Genomic DNA, 17330 nt, shown 5'->3' on the forward strand with positions numbered 1-17330 from the left:
TCCCGGAGAGCCAGCTACTTATAAAGTGGTAAGGATTTCGTATCCTGCTTCTGTAAGAGCAATCGTGTGCTCAAAATGGGCACACCATTTACCATCTACCGTTACCACTGTCCAGTCATCAGATAGTGTTTTTACATATCGTCTTCCTTGATTCACCATCGGCTCAACACAGATGACCATTCCCGGCTTTAATCTAGGGCCTCTATTTGGTGGACCATAGTGCGGGATTTGAGGGTCCTCATGTAAGTCTTGCCCGATTCCGTGACCAACATACTCCCTAACGATCGAGAATCCATTCTCTTCAGCATGGGTTTGAACCGCATGTGAGATATTTGATAATCTCTCGCCTGGTTTTACTTGTTCTAGACCAAGATACAACGATTTTTCTGTGACATCAAGTAGCTTTTGAACAGATTCAGAAATGTTTCCAACTGGATACGTCCATGCAGAATCTCCATGGTACCCATTGTATTTCGCACCAATATCGATACTGATGATATCGCCCTCTTTGAGCTTGCGCTTCCCTGGAATTCCGTGTACAAGCTCTTCATTTACAGAAGCACATATGCTCCCCGGAAATCCGTTGTATCCTTTAAAAGATGGCGTAGCACCATATTTTTGAATCGTCTTTTCCGCTATTTGATCGAGCTCTTTCGTTGTAATTCCTGGAGTAATGTGCTGTTTCAACTCTTGATGAGTCAAAGCAACGATCCTGCCAGCTTCTCGCATGATTTCTATCTCGCGAGGAGTTTTGCAGATTATCATTACGCTAAGCCTCCGATGAGAACATCGATATCAGCAAATACTTTATTGATATCTTGCTCACCATTAATGCTTTGTAAGTAACCAAGCTCTTCGTAGAAATCAAGCAAAGGTTTTGTTTGCTTAATATTTACATCTAAACGATTTGCTACAGTTTCTTCATTGTCATCAGAGCGTTGATATAATTCGCCACCACATTTATCGCACACATCAGCTTTTGCTGGTGGATTGAATTCTAAGTGGTAAGTCGCACCGCACTCTTTACAAATGCGACGGCCTGTAAGGCGTTTTAATAACAACCCTGAATCCACATTAATGTTTAAAACATAGTCGATTTTTTTGCCAAGATCTTTCATAATTTCTTCAAGAGCTGATGCTTGTGCAACAGTTCGTGGGAAACCGTCTAGTAAGAAACCTCTTACGCAGTCGTCTTGACTTAAACGTTCACGAACGATTCCGATTGTAACTTCATCTGGAACAAGTGCACCTTTATCAATAAAAGATTTTGCTTGTAGACCCATTTCAGTTTCAGCCTTCATAGCTGCACGGAACATGTCTCCTGTTGAAATGTGAGGGATGTTATACTTGGCAACAATCTGTTCGGCTTGTGTACCTTTACCAGCACCAGGAAGCCCCATTAAAATTAAGTTCATCCTTGTTCCCCCTCAGAGTACATGAGCATGTAGGGAAGACAATTCTTCCCACTTACTCACTGCTTGATAAACCCTTTGTAATGGCGTTTTACCAGTTGGCTTTCTAGCTGCTTCATTGTTTCTAAAGCAACGCCGACAACGATTAACATACTCGTTCCACCAATCTGTGCAGATGGAGGAAGATTTCCCAATTTAGTAAAGATAACTGGTAAGATTGCAATCGCTGCTAGGAAAATTGATCCTACAAAGGTCAAACGATACAAGATTTTTGTTAGATATTGTTCCGTATTCTTACCCGGACGAATACCTGGAACATATCCACCTTGCTTGTTTAGATTCTCTGACATTTGCTCTGGATTAACCTGAACAAATGCATAGAAATATGTGAAGGCTACAATGAGCGCAACATATATGATCATTCCCACTGGGTGAGAATAGTTAAAGTTTGCAATAATCCACTGCGATACATCATGTTTCGGGAAGAACTGTGCAATAGTCGGAGGCGTAATTAAGAATGAAACAGCAAAAATTACTGGAATAACACCAGCACTATTTACCTTAAGCGGTAAATGTGTGTTTTGTGCTCCAGCATAACCACCATTTCCTCCTGTTACACGCTTCGCATATTGAATTGGGATCTTTCTAACAGCCTGTTGAATGAAAATAACACCCACAATAACTGCTAGCACAGCTAGTAAAATCAATGCAACTTTAACGATACTCATGAACAATTGATCTCCGATATTTTGAAACTGTTGCTGATACACTTGAGATATAACACTTGGGATCGCTGCGGCAATACCGCCAAAGATAAGGATGGAAATACCATTACCTACACCTTTAGCTGTAATCTGTTCACCTAACCACATTAAAAATGCAGTACCAGCAGTCAGTACCGTAGCAATGTATAAATAAGTGCTCCAACCTGGATTCAAAATTAATTGTCCACCTACCATACCGTTAAAACCGATTGACATACCAAACCCCTGAATAAACGCAAGAACAATTGTAAAGTAACGCGTAAATTGCGTTAATTTACGACGGCCCATTTCACCTTGCTTCGACCATTCCGAAAATTTAGGAACAACATCCATCTGCAATAATTGCACGATGATGGATGCTGTAATATACGGCATGATTCCCATCGCAAAGATGGAGAAGTTTTTCAAGGCTCCACCGCCAAATGTATTTAGAATACCTAAAGCATTTAATTGATCTTGTGCCTTCAGTACGTCTCCATTTGTAAATGGCACGGGGATAAACGTGCCAATCCTGAATACGATTAACATCGCTAAAGTGAATAATATTTTACGTCTTATCTCAGCAACGCGCATAAAGTTGGAGATTGTACGAAACATTAGATCACCTCAACTGATCCGCCAGCTGCTTCAATTGCTTCTTTAGCACTTGAAGAGAACTTGTGCGCTTTAACAGTTAGTTTTTTCTCTACTGCTCCGCTTGCAAGAACTTTAACACCGTCGTTTAACTTGCTGATAACGCCAGTTTCCAGCAATAATTCAGGTGTTACTTCTGTACCATCTTCAAAACGATTTAACGTTGATAAGTTTACAATAGCAAACTCTTTACGGTTAATGTTTGTGAAGCCGCGTTTTGGTAAACGACGGAATAATGGAGTTTGACCACCTTCGAAGCCAAGACGAACACCGCCGCCAGAACGTGCGTTTTGTCCTTTATGACCTTTACCAGCAGTTTTACCGTTACCAGAACCGATACCACGACCGACACGGTTACGTACTTTACGAGAACCTTCTGCAGGTTTTAATTCATGAAGTTTCATTCCCAGGCACCTCCTTATATTAATGAGTTATCCTTAAGCTTCTTTTACAGTTACAAGGTGAGAAACTTTGTTGATCATACCAAGAATAGCAGGAGTTTCTTCCTTAACTACAGTTGAATTCAACTTTTTAAGACCTAAAGCTTCTACCGTCGCACGTTGATCTTGTGGACGACCAATTACACTACGAGTGAGGGTAATTTCTAACTTTTTCGCCATTTGTTTTCCCTCCTTAACCTAGTAGCTCTTCTACAGATTTACCGCGTAATTTTGCAACATCTTCAGCGCGCTTAAGTTCGCTTAATCCGTTCACAGTAGCGCGAATCATGTTGATTGGTGTGTTAGAACCAAGAGATTTCGAAAGAATATCTTGTACACCAGCTAATTCAAGGACCGCACGAACAGGTCCACCAGCAATAACACCAGTACCCTCAGCAGCAGGTTTTAAGAATACTTCACCAGCGCCAAAATGACCGTTGATTGTGTGTGGAATTGTTGTACCAACTAATGGTACAGCGATTAAGTTTTTCTTAGCGTCTTCGATAGCTTTACGGATTGCGTCTGGTACCTCTTGTGCTTTACCAGTACCGAATCCAACATGACCGTTTTTATCGCCAACTACAACTAGTGCAGCAAAGCGGAAACGACGACCACCCTTAACAACTTTCGCGACACGATTTATCGTAACTACACGTTCTTCAAGTTCTAATTTACTTGGGTCAATGCGATGCATCAATTTTCCCTCCTTTGACCATTAAAATTGTAATCCAGCCTCACGAGCAGCTTCAGCTAGAGCTTTAACACGGCCATGGTATAAGTAACCACCGCGATCAAATACTACTTCTTTAACGCCTTTCTCTACAGCACGCTTAGCAACTGATTCTCCAACTTTCGTAGCAGCTTCAATATTGCTAGTACCGTTAAGAGCAAGGTCTTTATCAAGAGTAGATGCACTTACTAACGTTACACCATTCACATCATCAATAACTTGAGCGTAAATATGTTGGTTAGAACGGAACACGTTTAAACGTGGACGCTCTGCAGTACCAGTAAGTTTAGCACGTACACGTGCATGTCTTTTCTTACGAGTCGCATTTTTATCAGCTTTAGTGATCATTCTTGTCACTCCTTTCTCTCACCTAACGGGTTTACTTAGCAGTTTTACCTTCTTTACGACGAACAACTTCGCCTTCGTAACGAATACCTTTACCTTTGTAAGGCTCAGGAGCACGTACAGCACGGATGTTAGCAGCGAATTCGCCAACACGTTGCTTGTCGATACCTTTAATTACGATCTTAGTTGGTGCAGGTACTTCAACTTCAAGACCTGCTTCCGGAGTCATTTCTACTGGATGAGAATAACCTACGCTTAATACAAGTTTATCACCTTGTTTTTGAGCACGGTAACCAACACCGACTAATTCAAGTCCGCGTGCGAAACCTTCAGTTACACCTTCAACCATGTTTCCGATTAAAGCACGAGTTGTACCGTGTAATGCACGGTGTTCCTTCTGTTCAGATGGACGCTCAACTGTTAATGTATTCTCTTCAATTTTGATAAGCATATCAGCATTGAAAGTACGAGTTAATTCACCTTTAGGGCCTTTTACTGTTACAGTATTGTCTTCTGCAACTGTAATAGTAACACCTGCAGGGATTTCAAGAATCTTTTTACCAATACGAGACATGTGGTCACACCTCCGTTCGTTTTAAATATATATTACCAAACGTATGCTACTACTTCTCCACCAGTTTGTAATTGACGAGCGTCTTTGTCTGTCATTACTCCCTTAGATGTAGAAACAAGAGCGATACCTAATCCGTTAAGTACACGTGGTACTTCGTCAGCTTTAGCGTAAACGCGTAAGCCAGGTTTACTGATACGTTTTAATCCAGTGATTACACGTTCATTGTTTGCACCATATTTCAGGAAAATACGAAGGATACCTTGTTTGTTATCCTCGATGTATTCTACATCACGAATGAAACCTTCACGTTTTAAAAGTTCAGCGATCTCTTTTTTGATTTTAGAAGCAGGAACCTCTAATTTCTCATGACGTACCATGTTCGCATTACGGATGCGAGTAAGCATGTCTGCAATTGGATCTGTCATCACCATGTGTTTTACCTCCTTCCCATTTGTGGGTTTTACCAACTAGCTTTTTTAACACCAGGAATTTGACCTTTATATGCAAGTTCACGGAAACAAATACGGCAAAGTTTAAATTTGCGGTATACAGAATGCGGACGACCGCAGCGTTCGCAACGTGTATACTCTTGTACTTTAAACTTAGGAGTACGCTTTTGTTTCGCTATCATAGATTTTTTAGCCACGTTTTCGCCTCCTCTACTTAGCGTTGGCTTCCATTATTTTTGGAATGGCATACCGAATTGTGTTAACAGTTCACGAGCTTCTTCATCAGTTTTCGCTGTAGTAACGATTACGATGTCCATACCGCGGACTTTGCTTACTTTATCATAATCAATCTCAGGGAAAATAAGTTGCTCTTTAACACCTAATGTATAGTTTCCACGACCATCGAATGATTTCTTAGAAACACCACGGAAATCACGTACACGTGGTAAAGAAACTGATACTAATTTGTCGAAGAACTCATACATTTGCTCGCCGCGTAAAGTTACTTTCGCACCGATTGGCATACCTTCACGAAGACGGAAACCAGCGATTGATTTTTTAGCACGAGTTACAACAGGTTTTTGACCTGTGATTTGTGTTAATTCTTCTACTGCGTTGTCTAACGCTTTTGAGTTAGATACCGCGTCACCAACACCAGTGTTGATTACGATCTTTTCGATTTTTGGTACCTGCATTACAGATTTATAGTTAAACTTGCTCACTAGAGCAGGAGTAATTTCCTTTTGGAACTTCTCTTTAAGGCGATTCAATGAAGTGACCTCCTTTCTTAAGAAAATTATTTATCTAATAATTCACCAGATTTTTTTGCAATACGAACTTTTTTACCATCTTCTACTTTGAAGCCTACGCGAGTAGGTTCACCTGTTTTCGGATCTAAAATCATAACGTTAGAAACGTGAATAGGTGCTTCTTTAGTAATAATTCCACCTTGTGGATTTAATTGAGATGGCTTAGAGTGCTTCTTAACGATATTGACACCCTCAACGATAACACGGTTTTGCTTTGGGAAAGCCACAAGGATAACGCCTTGTTTTCCTTTGTCTTTACCAGTGATTACCTGTACTTTATCACCTTTTTTTACATGCATCTTAATTCTGCACCTCCTTAGCAAGGCAATACCTTAAATTATAGAACTTCTGGAGCTAAAGAAACGATCTTCATGAAGTTGCTATCACGTAATTCACGAGCTACTGGTCCGAAGATACGAGTACCACGTGGGCTCTTATCGTCTTTAATGATAACCGCTGCGTTTTCATCAAATTTGATGTAAGAACCGTCCGTACGACGAGCTCCGCTCTTCGTACGTACTACTACTGCTTTAACAACGTCACCTTTTTTAACAACGTCACCTGGTGTTGCTTGTTTTACCGTAGCAACGATAATGTCACCAATGTTAGCATATTTACGACCAGAGCCGCCTAATACTTTAATTGTTAAAAGTTCACGTGCACCAGAGTTGTCAGCAACTTTCAAACGAGATTCTTGTTGGATCATGTTATGAAACCTCCCTTCGGACTAAAAATTCCGATTCGTCTATTTAGATAATAACCGCTTCTTCAACGATTTCAACTAAACGGAAACGCTTAGTAGCAGAAAGCGGGCGAGTTTCCATGATTTTAACGATATCGCCAAGTTTCGCTTGGTTTTGCTCATCATGGGCTTTGTACTTCTTAGAATACTTAACACGTTTTCCGTACAAGGAATGAGTTTTGTAAGTTTCAACTAAAACTGTAATCGTTTTGTCCATTTTGTCAGACACTACACGACCAGTATAAACTTTGCGTTGGTTACGTTCGCTCACTATGCAAACCTCCCCTCAATTTATCGATTAATTCCGATCTCTCTTTCACGAACTACAGTTTTCATACGAGCAATTGCTTTACGCACTTCACGAATGCGAGTTGGATTCTCTAATTGTCCTGTAGCAAGTTGGAAGCGAAGATTAAACAACTCTTCCTTTAAAGCTTTAACTTTTGTTTCGATTTCGGCAGTGGTTAATTCACGAATATCATTAGTTTTCATTAGATTCACCACCATTTTCTTCACGTTTTACGAATTTACATTTCACAGGTAACTTGTGAGCTGCAAGACGTAATGCTTCGCGTGCTACCTCTTCAGATACACCCGCGATTTCGAACATAATTTTCCCAGGTTTTACTACTGCTACCCAGCCTTCTGGTGCCCCTTTACCGGAACCCATACGTACTTCTAGAGGTTTTGCAGTGTAAGGTTTAGAAGGGAAAATTTTAATCCATACTTTACCGCCACGTTTCATGTAACGAGTCATTGCACGACGAGCAGCTTCGATTTGACGGTTTGTAATCCATGAAGCAGCTTGTGCTTGTAAACCGAATTCACCGAAAGCAATTTCAGTTCCACCTTTAGCACGACCACGCATTTTACCACGATGCTCTCTACGATATTTTACGCGTTTTGGCATTAACATATTATTTTCCTCCTTCCTCAGAAGCTTTCTTTTTTGTAGGAAGGACTTCTCCACGGTAGATCCATACTTTTACGCCTAATTTACCGTATGTTGTATCAGCTTCAACTGCTGCATAGTCAATATCAGCGCGAAGTGTATGAAGTGGAACAGTTCCTTCACTGTAAGATTCTGCACGAGCGATATCAGCTCCGCCAAGACGACCAGAAACCTGTGTTTTAATACCTTTAGCACCTGCACGCATAGCACGTTGAATAACTTGCTTTTGTGCACGACGGAATGATACACGGTTTTCTAATTGACGAGCGATGTTTTCGCCTACTAATTTAGCGTTAAGATCAGCTCTCTTAACTTCTAAAATGTTGATGTGTACACGCTTGCCTGTTAATTGGTTAAGAGCTTTACGAAGTGCTTCAACTTCAGTACCACCTTTACCAATTACCATACCAGGTTTTGCAGTGTGAATTGTAACATTTACACGATTTGCTGCACGTTCGATTTCTACTTTAGCAACAGCAGAATCTTTTAAGCGTACATTAATGTACTCACGGATTTTGATGTCTTCATGTAATAATGTAGCGTAATCTTTCTCAGCGAACCAACGAGATTCCCAGTCACGGATAACGCCGACACGAAGACCAATTGGATTAACCTTTTGACCCATCGATTATCCCTCCTTCTTTTCTGATACCACAACTGTGATGTGGCTTGTGCGTTTGTTAATTTGGCTTGCACGACCCATTGCACGTGGACGGAAACGTTTTAACGTTGGACCTTCGTCAACGAAAACTTTTTCTACAACTAGGTTGTTAATGTCCATCTCATAATTGTGCTCTGCATTTGCGATTGCAGATTTTAAAACTTTTTCTACAACTGGAGAAGCAGTTTTTGGTGTGTGGTTAAGGATAGCAATCGCTTCACCCACTTGCTTACCTCGGATTAAGTCTACTACTAAACGAACTTTACGAGGAGCAATACGAACTGTTCTCGCTACTGCTTTAGCTTGCATTGAAGTGCCTCCTCTCATTATCTTCTAGTTTTCTTATCGTCAGCAAGGTGACCTTTGTACGTACGAGTTGGTGCGAATTCACCTAACTTATGGCCAACCATATCCTCAGTGATGTACACAGGTACGTGTTTACGACCATCATATACAGCGATTGTGTGTCCGATGAACTGAGGGAAGATTGTTGAACGGCGAGACCAAGTTTTAACAACTTGTTTTTGCTCAGATGCAACTAATTTTTCCATTTTGCTCATTAAGTGATCATCGACAAATGGTCCTTTTTTTAAGCTACGAGCCATTTTGGTGCCTCCCTTCGTGATTGGCGTACGGTTCTAGAAATGAACCGTACTACAATCCCATTATTTTTTACGACGACGAACGATAAATTTGTCAGACGCTTTGTTTTTCTTACGAGTCTTGAATCCAAGAGTTGGTTTACCCCATGGAGACATTGGAGACTTACGTCCGATTGGAGAACGTCCTTCACCACCACCGTGTGGGTGATCAACAGGGTTCATTACAGAACCACGAACTGTTGGGCGTTTACCTAACCAGCGAGAGCGACCTGCTTTACCGATTTTGATAAGTTCGTGTTGTTCGTTACCTACTTGACCGATTGAAGCGCGACAAGCAGATAATACAAGACGTACTTCACCAGAAGTTAAACGTACAAGTACGTATTTACCTTCTTTACCAAGTACTTGAGCAGATGTACCAGCAGAACGAACTAATTGTCCGCCACGACCAGGCTTAAGCTCGATGTTATGAACAACAGTACCTACTGGAATGTTGATTAATGGTAATGCGTTACCGATTTTAATGTCAGCTTCTGGGCCAGACATAACTTCCATACCTACTTCTAAAGATTTAGGAGCAAGAATGTAACGTTTTTCACCGTCAACGTAGTTAATTAATGCGATATTCGCAGAGCGGTTTGGATCGTATTCGATCGTAGCAACGCGTCCTGGAATTCCATCTTTGTTACGCTTAAAGTCGATGATACGGTATTGACGCTTATGTCCGCCACCTTGATGACGTACAGTGATTTTACCTTGGTTATTACGACCAGCCTTCTTGCTTAAAGGAGCAAGTAATGACTTTTCGGGTCTATCAGTCGTGATTTCAGCGAAATCATTCGTAGTCATATTACGACGACCGTTAGTAGTTGGATTATACTTTTTGATTCCCATCTCAATTTCCCTCCTTCTTTAGTAAGAATTAAACGCCTTGGAAGATTTCGATTTCTTTGCTGTCAGCAGTTAGCTTAACGATTGCTTTACGACGACGGCTAGTAAAACCAGCGTGACGACCAACGCGTTTTGCTTTCGGCTTGTAGTTCATGATGTTCACTTTTTCTACTTTAACACCAAAGATCGCTTCAAGAGCATCTTTAACTTCTGTTTTATTAGATTTAACGTCCACATCGAACGTGTATTTTTTTTCAGCCATCATTTCCATAGAACGTTCAGTGATAACTGGGCGCTTAATGATATCACGAGGATCTCTCATTATGCAAGCACCTCCTCTACTTTTTCCACTGCCGCTTTTGTCATGATTAGCTTATCATGATGAAGCACGTCTAAAACGTTTACGCCATCAGCAGTGATTACTGTTACTCCAGGGATATTGCGAGCAGATAACTCTACAGATTCGTTTGCATCAGCAGTTACGATAAGAGCTTTCTTCTCAACAGTTAATCCTTTAAGTACTGCTAGCATATCTTTTGTTTTTGGTGCATTTAACACTAGGTCTTCAAGAACTACAATGTTGTTCTCAACTACTTTAGTAGCTAATGCAGATTTGATTGCTAAACGACGAACTTTCTTAGGAAGTTTGTACGCATAGCTTCTTGGTGTAGGTCCGAATACCGTACCACCACCACGCCATTGAGGAGAGCGGATAGACCCTTGACGAGCACGTCCAGTTCCTTTTTGACGCCATGGTTTACGACCACCACCGCGAACTTCAGAGCGAGTTTTTACTTTGTGTGTACCTTGACGTAAAGATGCACGTTGCATCATTACAGCTTCGAAAAGTACAGCTTCATTTGGTTCGATACCGAAAATAGCTTCAGCTAATTCGATTTCACCAACCTGTGAACCAGTTTGGTTATATACAGTAACTTTTGGCATTGGAATTCCTCCTTCCTATTGTGAATTATTTGCTAACCTTCACAGCGCCTTGAACAACTACAAGAGATTTCTTAGCACCTGGAACGTTACCTTTTACTAGTAATAAGTTGCGCTCAGTGTCAACTTGAACGATTTCTAAGTTTTGGATAGTAACTTGGTCTCCACCCATACGTCCAGCAAGTTTTTTGCCTTTGAATACACGGTTCGGAGCAACTGGGCCCATTGAACCTGGACGACGGTGATAGCGAGAACCATGAGACATAGGTCCGCGAGATTGTCCGTGGCGTTTGATAACACCTTGGAAACCTTTACCTTTAGAAATTCCTGTTACATCAACGATTTCACCTGTAGCGAATACGTCAACTTTTACCTCTTGACCAACCTCTAATCCGTCCACGTCTGCATCGCGGATTTCGCGAATGAAGCGCTTAGGAGTTGTAGATGCTTTAGCAGTGTGGCCTTGTTCAGGTTTGTTAGTTAACTTTTCACGTTTATCTTCAAATCCTAACTGGATTGCATTGTAGCCATCAGTTTCAGTTGTTTTCTTTTGAAGAACAACGTTTGGATTAGCAGCGATAACTGTTACTGGGATTAACTCACCGTTCTCAGCAAATACTTGAGTCATACCGATCTTTCTTCCTAAGATTCCTTTGGTCATGAGTTACACCTCCTACATTTTTAAGTTATATAAATTATAGTTTGATTTCGATATCTACACCAGATGGTAAGTCTAAACGCATTAATGAATCTACTGTTTGTGGAGTAGGACTCACGATGTCGATTAGACGTTTGTGCGTGCGCATTTCGAATTGCTCACGAGAATCTTTGTACTTATGAACAGCACGAAGAATTGTGTAAACAGTTTTTTCAGTTGGTAATGGGATCGGACCAGAAACTGTTGCCCCAGAACGCTTAGCTGTTTCTACAATTTTCTCAGCTGACTGATCAAGAATACGGTGATCGTAAGCTTTTAAACGGATACGAATTTTTTCTTTTGCCATTATTTTCCCTCCTTCGTTCGCCTATTTCTAAAATAGACCTTCTCCATGGAAATTTCCCCACACCATGCCATGGCAAAGCGGCCGGGTGTGTCAGCAACCTTCCACTTCATCGCAGTCAAAGACCAACATTGTCTATTATACAATGTTATTCGTCTAGATGCAAGCATCTTTTTGTTTGCATCTGCTTTTCTCTACTTTTGCTATTATACATGGCACTTTAAAGAATTTCAAGTTTTCATCTAACAGAATTCATTTTACAGTTTCTGGATTATCTTTTGTCGTTTTTATATTACTATAGAAGAAACTCGTCAAAACAAAAAACACCCTCTTCTTCCTTATATAAACGCAAACAAAAAACCTAAGGGAAAATCCCTTAGGTTTTTTTATATCAGTTAAGATTACTCAACGATAGTAGCAACTACACCGTAACCTACTGTACGTCCACCTTCACGAATAGAGAATTTAGTTCCCTCTTCGATAGCGATTGGAGCGATAAGTTCGATAGTCATTTCGATGTTGTCACCAGGCATTACCATTTCAGTACCTTCTGGTAATTGGATGATACCAGTTACGTCAGTTGTACGGAAGTAGAACTGAGGACGGTAGTTAGCGAAGAATGGAGTGTGACGTCCACCTTCTTCTTTAGATAATACGAAAACTTCAGCTTTGAATTTAGCGTGAGCTTTTACAGAACCGCTTTTTGCAAGTACTTGTCCACGTTGGATGTCTTCACGAGCAACCCCACGAAGTAAAGCACCGATGTTGTCTCCAGCTTGAGCTTGGTCAAGAAGTTTACGGAACATCTCTACACCAGTTACAGTTGTAGAAGCATTTTCTTCAGCAAGACCGATGATTTCTACTACGTCACCAACTTTAACGATACCGCGCTCAACACGACCAGTAGCAACTGTACCACGACCTGTGATAGAGAATACGTCCTCTACAGGCATTAAGAATGGTTTGTCAGTTTCACGTTCTGGAGTTGGGATGTAAGCATCAACTTCAGCCATTAATTCAATGATTTTTGCTTCCCAATCAGCTTCTCCTTGAAGAGCTTTAAGAGCAGAACCTTTGATTACAGGAATGTCGTCGCCTGGGAATCCGTATTCAGATAATAGGTCGCGAACTTCCATTTCTACTAATTCTAATAATTCTTCGTCATCTACCATGTCGCATTTGTTTAAGAATACAACGATGTAAGGAACACCTACTTGACGAGAAAGAAGGATGTGCTCACGTGTTTGAGGCATTGGGCCATCAGCAGCAGATACTACTAAGATACCGCCGTCCATTTGAGCAGCACCAGTGATCATGTTTTTAACATAGTCAGCGTGACCTGGGCAGTCAACGTGTGCATAGTGACGAGTTTCAGTTTCGTACTCAACGTGTGCAGTTGAGATTGTGATACCGCGCTCTCTTTCTTCTGGAGCAGCATCGATTTGATCGTATCCGCGTGCTTCAGCACCACCAGCTTTTGCAAGAACTGTAGTGATCGCAGCAGTTAATGTAGTTTTACCATGGTCAACGTGGCCGATTGTACCGATGTTAACATGGGGTTTAGAACGTTCGAATTTAGCTTTAGCCATTCTAAATTCCTCCTTAGTTTATATAGGTTATTTTATATTTAGACTAGAAAGTGAAACTTACGTCCCACTTTCTAAGCTTACATAAGTAGTTATACTTGAACAATCGATAAAAATCAATTATTCACCTTTATTTTTTTTGATAATTTCTTCAGAAACAGACTTTGGTACTTCTTCATAGTGGTCAAACACCATAGAGAATGTTCCGCGTCCTTGAGTGTTAGAACGTAATGACGTTGCATAACCGAACATTTCAGAAAGTGGAACCATAGCGCGAACAACTTGTGCGTTACCGCGAGCTTCCATACCTTCTACACGTCCACGACGAGATGTTACGTCACCCATAATGTCACCCATGTACTCTTCAGGAATTACAACTTCAACTTTCATCATTGGCTCAAGAATTACTGGGCTACATTTAGAAACCGCAGCTTTAAGTGCCATAGATGCAGCGATTTTGAACGCCATCTCAGATGAATCGACATCATGGTAAGATCCGTCAACTAATGCAGCTTTAATGTCAACTAGTGGATAACCAGCTAGTACACCATTTTTAAGTGCATCTTCAAGACCTGCTCCAACAGCTGGGATGTATTCACGAGGAACTACACCACCGACGATCTTGTTTTCGAATTCGAATCCTTTACCTTCTTCGTTAGGTTCAAACTCAATCCAAACGTGACCGAATTGTCCACGACCACCAGATTGACGAGCGAACTTACCTTCAACTTTCGCAGCAGCGCGGAAAGTCTCACGGTATGCTACCTGAGGAGCACCAACGTTTGCTTCCACTTTGAATTCACGACGCATACGGTCAACGATGATATCAAGGTGAAGTTCACCCATACCAGCGATGATAGTTTGGCCAGTTTCTTGGTCAGTGTGAGCACGGAATGTTGGATCTTCTTCAGAAAGCTTAGATAATGCTGTACCCATTTTATCTTGGTCAGCTTTAGATTTTGGTTCGATAGCTACAGAGATAACTGGCTCTGGGAATTCCATAGACTCAAGGATAACAAGGCTCTTCTCGTCACAAAGAGTATCACCAGTAGTAGTATCTTTTAAACCTACAGCAGCAGCGATATCACCAGCGTAAACTGTTGAAATCTCTTCACGGCTGTTAGCGTGCATTTGTAGGATACGACCTACACGCTCACGCTTACCTTTAGTTGAGTTTTTCACGTATGATCCAGAGTTTAACACACCAGAGTACACACGGAAGAACGTTAACTTACCAACATAAGGGTCAGTCATGATTTTGAATGCTAAAGCTGCGAATGGTTCTTCATCGCTAGACTTACGTTCTACTTCTTCATCTGTATCCGGTAGAGTACCTTTAATAGCAGGTACATCTAGTGGTGATGGAAGGTAGTCGATAACTGCGTCTAACAGAATTTGAACACCTTTGTTTTTGAATGCAGAACCACAGATTACTGGGAAGAATTCTACAGAAGTTGTAGCCTTACGGATACCAGCTTTAAGCTCTTCTACAGTGATTTCTTCACCTTCTAGGTACTTCATCATCATTTCTTCATCAAGCTCAGCTACCGCTTCAATAAGTTTTCCACGGTATTCTTCAGCTAATTCTTTGTGCTCTTCAGGAATTTCAACACGTTGAATGTCTGTTCCTAAATCGTTACCGTACATGTAAGCACACTCTTCAACAAGGTCAATGATACCATTGAACTCATCTTCAGCACCGATTGGTAACTGAATTGGATGTGCGTTTGCTTGTAAACGATCGTGGATTGTTCCTACAGAGTATAAGAAATCTGCACCGATCTTATCCATTTTGTTAACGAATACGATACGAGGTACGCCGTAAGTAGTAGCCTGACGCCAAACAGTTTCTGTTTGTGGTTCTACACCAGATTGCGCATCAAGTACCGCTACAGCGCCATCAAGTACGCGTAAAGAACGTTCTACTTCTACTGTGAAATCTACGTGTCCTGGAGTATCAATGATGTTTACACGATGACCTTTCCATTGTGCTGTAGTTGCAGCAGAAGTAATTGTGATACCACGCTCTTGCTCTTGCTCCATCCAGTCCATCTGAGATGCACCTTCGTGAGTTTCACCGATTTTATGAATACGTCCTGTGTAGTACAGAATACGCTCAGTTGCTGTTGTTTTACCAGCATCGATGTGAGCCATGATACCAATATTACGAGTGTTTTCTAAAGAGAACTCTCTTGCCATTTGGTGTCTTGCTCCTTCCATATATGGATTGGATTTTTTTATTTTAAGTAGCAAAAAAGCCACTTTATATTGTTACACATGTCAGTATGTCCAGTACTCTCATTATGTAAAACGAGCGCCCGATGAAAGGGAGAGGCATTCTCCCTCTCCACACTTCCATAAGCGACAAATAAAGCGGTTTATGCTTACATTTATTTTACGTTGAATCCTACCAACGGTAATGAGCAAATGCTTTGTTAGCTTCTGCCATTTTATGAGTGTCTTCACGTTTCTTAACAGATGCACCAGCGTTGTTAGCTGCATCTAAGATTTCGTTAGCAAGACGCTCTTCCATAGTTTTTTCACCACGAAGACGAGCGTAGTTTACTAACCAACGAAGACCTAAAGTTGTACGGCGTTCTGGACGAACCTCAACTGGAACTTGGTAGTTAGCACCACCAACACGACGAGCGCGTACTTCAAGAACAGGCATGATGTTCTTAAGAGCTTGCTCGAATACTTCCATTGGCTCTTTACCAGTACGTTCGTTTACGATATCGAACGCATTATAAAGAATTGTTTGAGATTTACCTTTTTTACCGTCAACCATCATTTTGTTGATAAGGCGTGTTACTAGCTTCGAATTGTACATTGGATCTGGTAACACGTCACGTTTCGCAACAGGTCCTTTACGAGGCATATTGAGTTCCTCCTTTCATTTTAAAGTTATTATTTTTTAGCAGGTTTTGGTCTCTTAGTACCATATTTAGAACGTCCTTGCATACGTTTGTCAACACCAGCTGTGTCAAGCGCACCACGAACGATGTGGTAACGTACCCCCGGTAAATCCTTTACACGACCACCGCGAATTAATACTACGCTATGCTCTTGTAGGTTATGACCGATACCTGGGATGTAAGCTGTAACCTCGATACCGTTTGTTAAACGTACACGAGCGTATTTACGTAACGCTGAGTTAGGTTTCTTTGGAGTCATTGTACCAACACGAGTACATACACCACGTTTTTGAGGTGCAGAGATATCAGTTGATTTTTTCTTTAAAGAGTTAAAACCTTTGTTTAACGCAGGTGATTTAGATTTCCATACTTTATCAGTACGACCATTTCTCACTAATTGGTTAATAGTAGGCATTTGATTATCCTCCCTTCGCATGTTTGTATGACCACATATCCAGGTGGTTCATTATTAGTTGAAAACAAAGTTTTTGCAAGGAAGAGCAAATGCTCTCTCCTCACAAAAACAGTTTTAACTTATTATTCCTATTGCTGAAGCTCCCACTTGAATCTCCGAAGCTTTACCAAGCTTACGAACTGATTCAACTTTTGTTATGGGCACGTTATATTGCATTGCAACACGAATGATAGCATGGGTTAACCGCATGTCAGCATCCTCTGCGATGACAACTTCTTTAACTGTACCATTTTTGATTGCCTCCAATGTACGTTTATGACCAACGACTACATTTTCAGCAGTTGATACTTTTTGATAAGACATATAAATATCCTCCAAAGCATCGTTCAGGAGCAACCTTGATTATAGTAACATTTTGACTCATACAATGTCAACTAAGATTAATTGTTTTTATACAAAATTTATGC

At 41.0% G+C, this 17330-nt stretch carries 29 protein-coding genes; all 29 read right to left on the bottom strand.

Features of this window, described 5'->3' with window-relative positions:
- Positions 1-18: 18 nt before the first annotated feature.
- Positions 19-765 carry a type I methionyl aminopeptidase gene (gene map / locus MR168_RS10460; RefSeq protein WP_000582539.1) on the bottom strand — a complete coding sequence of 249 codons (747 nt, stop codon included), beginning with the start codon at positions 763-765 and terminating at the stop codon, positions 19-21.
- Entirely contained in the window at positions 765-1415 is a 651-nt protein-coding gene (locus MR168_RS10465) for an adenylate kinase (RefSeq protein WP_001048989.1), read from the bottom strand. Before MR168_RS10465 ends, map begins: the two co-directional genes overlap by 1 nt.
- 56 nt (positions 1416-1471) lie before the next feature.
- Complete coding sequence (gene secY, locus MR168_RS10470) at positions 1472-2773, bottom strand: preprotein translocase subunit SecY (protein ID WP_000490117.1); 1302 nt, start codon at positions 2771-2773, stop codon at positions 1472-1474.
- The gene (gene rplO, locus MR168_RS10475) at positions 2773-3213 is read right to left on the bottom strand and encodes a 50S ribosomal protein L15 (protein ID WP_000766081.1); all 441 of its coding nucleotides are present in this window, start codon (positions 3211-3213) and stop codon (positions 2773-2775) included. The genes secY and rplO overlap by 1 nt, the downstream gene beginning before the upstream one ends.
- A gap of 33 nt (positions 3214-3246) precedes the next feature.
- Positions 3247-3429, bottom strand: a complete 183-nt coding sequence (gene rpmD, locus MR168_RS10480) for a 50S ribosomal protein L30 (protein WP_001085234.1) — start codon at positions 3427-3429, stop codon at positions 3247-3249.
- Between the two features lie 13 nt (positions 3430-3442).
- Positions 3443-3943 carry a 30S ribosomal protein S5 gene (rpsE, locus tag MR168_RS10485; RefSeq protein ID WP_000554646.1) on the bottom strand — a complete coding sequence of 167 codons (501 nt, stop codon included), beginning with the start codon at positions 3941-3943 and terminating at the stop codon, positions 3443-3445.
- 21 nt (positions 3944-3964) lie between these two features.
- Complete coding sequence (rplR, locus tag MR168_RS10490; RefSeq protein ID WP_000628816.1) at positions 3965-4327, bottom strand: 50S ribosomal protein L18; 363 nt, start codon at positions 4325-4327, stop codon at positions 3965-3967.
- A 31-nt stretch (positions 4328-4358) separates the two neighbouring features.
- Positions 4359-4898, bottom strand: a complete 540-nt coding sequence (gene rplF / locus MR168_RS10495; protein ID WP_000086558.1) for a 50S ribosomal protein L6 — start codon at positions 4896-4898, stop codon at positions 4359-4361.
- 32 nt (positions 4899-4930) lie between these two features.
- Complete coding sequence (rpsH, locus tag MR168_RS10500) at positions 4931-5329, bottom strand: 30S ribosomal protein S8 (protein ID WP_000245511.1); 399 nt, start codon at positions 5327-5329, stop codon at positions 4931-4933.
- Between the two features lie 29 nt (positions 5330-5358).
- Entirely contained in the window at positions 5359-5544 is a 186-nt protein-coding gene (gene rpsN, locus MR168_RS10505; RefSeq protein ID WP_001085700.1) for a 30S ribosomal protein S14, read from the bottom strand.
- 33 nt (positions 5545-5577) lie between these two features.
- On the bottom strand, positions 5578-6117 hold the full coding sequence (gene rplE, locus MR168_RS10510; protein WP_001080831.1) for a 50S ribosomal protein L5: 540 nt from the start codon (positions 6115-6117) through the stop codon (positions 5578-5580).
- A gap of 26 nt (positions 6118-6143) precedes the next feature.
- On the bottom strand, positions 6144-6455 hold the full coding sequence (gene rplX, locus MR168_RS10515) for a 50S ribosomal protein L24 (protein WP_000558200.1): 312 nt from the start codon (positions 6453-6455) through the stop codon (positions 6144-6146).
- Positions 6456-6493: 38 nt separating this feature from the next.
- On the bottom strand, positions 6494-6862 hold the full coding sequence (gene rplN / locus MR168_RS10520) for a 50S ribosomal protein L14 (RefSeq protein WP_242291256.1): 369 nt from the start codon (positions 6860-6862) through the stop codon (positions 6494-6496).
- Positions 6863-6905: 43 nt separating this feature from the next.
- Positions 6906-7169: a 30S ribosomal protein S17 gene (rpsQ, locus tag MR168_RS10525; RefSeq protein WP_000004106.1), complete on the bottom strand. Its 264-nt coding sequence runs from the start codon at positions 7167-7169 to the stop codon at positions 6906-6908.
- Between the two features lie 20 nt (positions 7170-7189).
- Positions 7190-7390, bottom strand: a complete 201-nt coding sequence (gene rpmC / locus MR168_RS10530; protein ID WP_000855718.1) for a 50S ribosomal protein L29 — start codon at positions 7388-7390, stop codon at positions 7190-7192.
- Positions 7380-7814 (bottom strand): 50S ribosomal protein L16, encoded by a 435-nt coding sequence (gene rplP, locus MR168_RS10535; RefSeq protein ID WP_000928969.1) that lies wholly within the window; start codon positions 7812-7814, stop codon positions 7380-7382. Before rplP ends, rpmC begins: the two co-directional genes overlap by 11 nt.
- Position 7815: 1 nt before the next feature.
- On the bottom strand, positions 7816-8475 hold the full coding sequence (gene rpsC / locus MR168_RS10540; protein WP_000529956.1) for a 30S ribosomal protein S3: 660 nt from the start codon (positions 8473-8475) through the stop codon (positions 7816-7818).
- Between the two features lie 3 nt (positions 8476-8478).
- Positions 8479-8820, bottom strand: a complete 342-nt coding sequence (rplV, locus tag MR168_RS10545) for a 50S ribosomal protein L22 (RefSeq protein WP_001148024.1) — start codon at positions 8818-8820, stop codon at positions 8479-8481.
- 17 nt (positions 8821-8837) lie between these two features.
- Positions 8838-9116 carry a 30S ribosomal protein S19 gene (rpsS, locus tag MR168_RS10550; RefSeq protein ID WP_000124454.1) on the bottom strand — a complete coding sequence of 93 codons (279 nt, stop codon included), beginning with the start codon at positions 9114-9116 and terminating at the stop codon, positions 8838-8840.
- Between the two features lie 60 nt (positions 9117-9176).
- Positions 9177-10007 carry a 50S ribosomal protein L2 gene (rplB, locus tag MR168_RS10555; RefSeq protein WP_000511583.1) on the bottom strand — a complete coding sequence of 277 codons (831 nt, stop codon included), beginning with the start codon at positions 10005-10007 and terminating at the stop codon, positions 9177-9179.
- A 28-nt stretch (positions 10008-10035) separates the two neighbouring features.
- On the bottom strand, positions 10036-10326 hold the full coding sequence (rplW, locus tag MR168_RS10560; protein ID WP_001205558.1) for a 50S ribosomal protein L23: 291 nt from the start codon (positions 10324-10326) through the stop codon (positions 10036-10038).
- Positions 10326-10949, bottom strand: coding sequence for a 50S ribosomal protein L4 (rplD, locus tag MR168_RS10565; RefSeq protein WP_001127258.1), 624 nt, complete (start codon positions 10947-10949; stop codon positions 10326-10328). Before rplD ends, rplW begins: the two co-directional genes overlap by 1 nt.
- Before the next feature lie 25 nt (positions 10950-10974).
- A complete protein-coding gene (rplC, locus tag MR168_RS10570; RefSeq protein ID WP_000160207.1) occupies positions 10975-11607 on the bottom strand; it encodes a 50S ribosomal protein L3 in 633 nt (210 codons plus the stop codon).
- Positions 11608-11641: 34 nt separating this feature from the next.
- Positions 11642-11950, bottom strand: a complete 309-nt coding sequence (gene rpsJ, locus MR168_RS10575) for a 30S ribosomal protein S10 (protein WP_001040596.1) — start codon at positions 11948-11950, stop codon at positions 11642-11644.
- Positions 11951-12348: 398 nt separating this feature from the next.
- Positions 12349-13536, bottom strand: a complete 1188-nt coding sequence (tuf, locus tag MR168_RS10580) for an elongation factor Tu (RefSeq protein ID WP_001029614.1) — start codon at positions 13534-13536, stop codon at positions 12349-12351.
- A gap of 117 nt (positions 13537-13653) precedes the next feature.
- Positions 13654-15732 (bottom strand): elongation factor G, encoded by a 2079-nt coding sequence (fusA, locus tag MR168_RS10585; RefSeq protein WP_000090370.1) that lies wholly within the window; start codon positions 15730-15732, stop codon positions 13654-13656.
- Positions 15733-15940: 208 nt separating this feature from the next.
- A complete protein-coding gene (rpsG, locus tag MR168_RS10590) occupies positions 15941-16411 on the bottom strand; it encodes a 30S ribosomal protein S7 (protein ID WP_001137491.1) in 471 nt (156 codons plus the stop codon).
- Positions 16412-16440: 29 nt separating this feature from the next.
- The gene (rpsL, locus tag MR168_RS10595; RefSeq protein ID WP_001142341.1) at positions 16441-16863 is read right to left on the bottom strand and encodes a 30S ribosomal protein S12; all 423 of its coding nucleotides are present in this window, start codon (positions 16861-16863) and stop codon (positions 16441-16443) included.
- Positions 16864-16977: 114 nt separating this feature from the next.
- Entirely contained in the window at positions 16978-17226 is a 249-nt protein-coding gene (locus MR168_RS10600) for a ribosomal L7Ae/L30e/S12e/Gadd45 family protein (RefSeq protein WP_086412302.1), read from the bottom strand.
- Positions 17227-17330: the final 104 nt, after the last annotated feature.

Source organism: Bacillus cereus group sp. BfR-BA-01356 (assembly GCF_022663635.1).
In the GTDB taxonomy this organism is placed as follows: Bacteria; Bacillota; Bacilli; order Bacillales; family Bacillaceae_G; genus Bacillus_A; species Bacillus_A cereus.

What these genes read in the sequence shown, in the direction of transcription:
- map (WP_000582539.1), bottom strand. Translation starts at nt 765, where the DNA reads ATGATAATCTGCAAAACTCCTCGCGAGATAGAAATCATGCGAGAAGCT.
- MR168_RS10465 (WP_001048989.1), bottom strand. Translation starts at nt 1,415, where the DNA reads ATGAACTTAATTTTAATGGGGCTTCCTGGTGCTGGTAAAGGTACACAA.
- secY (WP_000490117.1), bottom strand. Translation starts at nt 2,773, where the DNA reads ATGTTTCGTACAATCTCCAACTTTATGCGCGTTGCTGAGATAAGACGT.
- rplO (WP_000766081.1), bottom strand. Translation starts at nt 3,213, where the DNA reads ATGAAACTTCATGAATTAAAACCTGCAGAAGGTTCTCGTAAAGTACGT.
- rpmD (WP_001085234.1), bottom strand. Translation starts at nt 3,429, where the DNA reads ATGGCGAAAAAGTTAGAAATTACCCTCACTCGTAGTGTAATTGGTCGT.
- rpsE (WP_000554646.1), bottom strand. Translation starts at nt 3,943, where the DNA reads ATGCATCGCATTGACCCAAGTAAATTAGAACTTGAAGAACGTGTAGTT.
- rplR (WP_000628816.1), bottom strand. Translation starts at nt 4,327, where the DNA reads ATGATCACTAAAGCTGATAAAAATGCGACTCGTAAGAAAAGACATGCA.
- rplF (WP_000086558.1), bottom strand. Translation starts at nt 4,898, where the DNA reads ATGTCTCGTATTGGTAAAAAGATTCTTGAAATCCCTGCAGGTGTTACT.
- rpsH (WP_000245511.1), bottom strand. Translation starts at nt 5,329, where the DNA reads ATGGTGATGACAGATCCAATTGCAGACATGCTTACTCGCATCCGTAAT.
- rplX (WP_000558200.1), bottom strand. Translation starts at nt 6,455, where the DNA reads ATGCATGTAAAAAAAGGTGATAAAGTACAGGTAATCACTGGTAAAGAC.
- rplN (WP_242291256.1), bottom strand. Translation starts at nt 6,862, where the DNA reads ATGATCCAACAAGAATCTCGTTTGAAAGTTGCTGACAACTCTGGTGCA.
- rpmC (WP_000855718.1), bottom strand. Translation starts at nt 7,390, where the DNA reads ATGAAAACTAATGATATTCGTGAATTAACCACTGCCGAAATCGAAACA.
- rplP (WP_000928969.1), bottom strand. Translation starts at nt 7,814, where the DNA reads ATGTTAATGCCAAAACGCGTAAAATATCGTAGAGAGCATCGTGGTAAA.
- rpsC (WP_000529956.1), bottom strand. Translation starts at nt 8,475, where the DNA reads ATGGGTCAAAAGGTTAATCCAATTGGTCTTCGTGTCGGCGTTATCCGT.
- rplV (WP_001148024.1), bottom strand. Translation starts at nt 8,820, where the DNA reads ATGCAAGCTAAAGCAGTAGCGAGAACAGTTCGTATTGCTCCTCGTAAA.
- rpsS (WP_000124454.1), bottom strand. Translation starts at nt 9,116, where the DNA reads ATGGCTCGTAGCTTAAAAAAAGGACCATTTGTCGATGATCACTTAATG.
- rplB (WP_000511583.1), bottom strand. Translation starts at nt 10,007, where the DNA reads ATGGGAATCAAAAAGTATAATCCAACTACTAACGGTCGTCGTAATATG.
- rplW (WP_001205558.1), bottom strand. Translation starts at nt 10,326, where the DNA reads ATGAGAGATCCTCGTGATATCATTAAGCGCCCAGTTATCACTGAACGT.
- rplD (WP_001127258.1), bottom strand. Translation starts at nt 10,949, where the DNA reads ATGCCAAAAGTTACTGTATATAACCAAACTGGTTCACAGGTTGGTGAA.
- rplC (WP_000160207.1), bottom strand. Translation starts at nt 11,607, where the DNA reads ATGACCAAAGGAATCTTAGGAAGAAAGATCGGTATGACTCAAGTATTT.
- rpsJ (WP_001040596.1), bottom strand. Translation starts at nt 11,950, where the DNA reads ATGGCAAAAGAAAAAATTCGTATCCGTTTAAAAGCTTACGATCACCGT.
- tuf (WP_001029614.1), bottom strand. Translation starts at nt 13,536, where the DNA reads ATGGCTAAAGCTAAATTCGAACGTTCTAAACCCCATGTTAACATCGGT.
- fusA (WP_000090370.1), bottom strand. Translation starts at nt 15,732, where the DNA reads ATGGCAAGAGAGTTCTCTTTAGAAAACACTCGTAATATTGGTATCATG.
- rpsG (WP_001137491.1), bottom strand. Translation starts at nt 16,411, where the DNA reads ATGCCTCGTAAAGGACCTGTTGCGAAACGTGACGTGTTACCAGATCCA.
- rpsL (WP_001142341.1), bottom strand. Translation starts at nt 16,863, where the DNA reads ATGCCTACTATTAACCAATTAGTGAGAAATGGTCGTACTGATAAAGTA.
- MR168_RS10600 (WP_086412302.1), bottom strand. Translation starts at nt 17,226, where the DNA reads ATGTCTTATCAAAAAGTATCAACTGCTGAAAATGTAGTCGTTGGTCAT.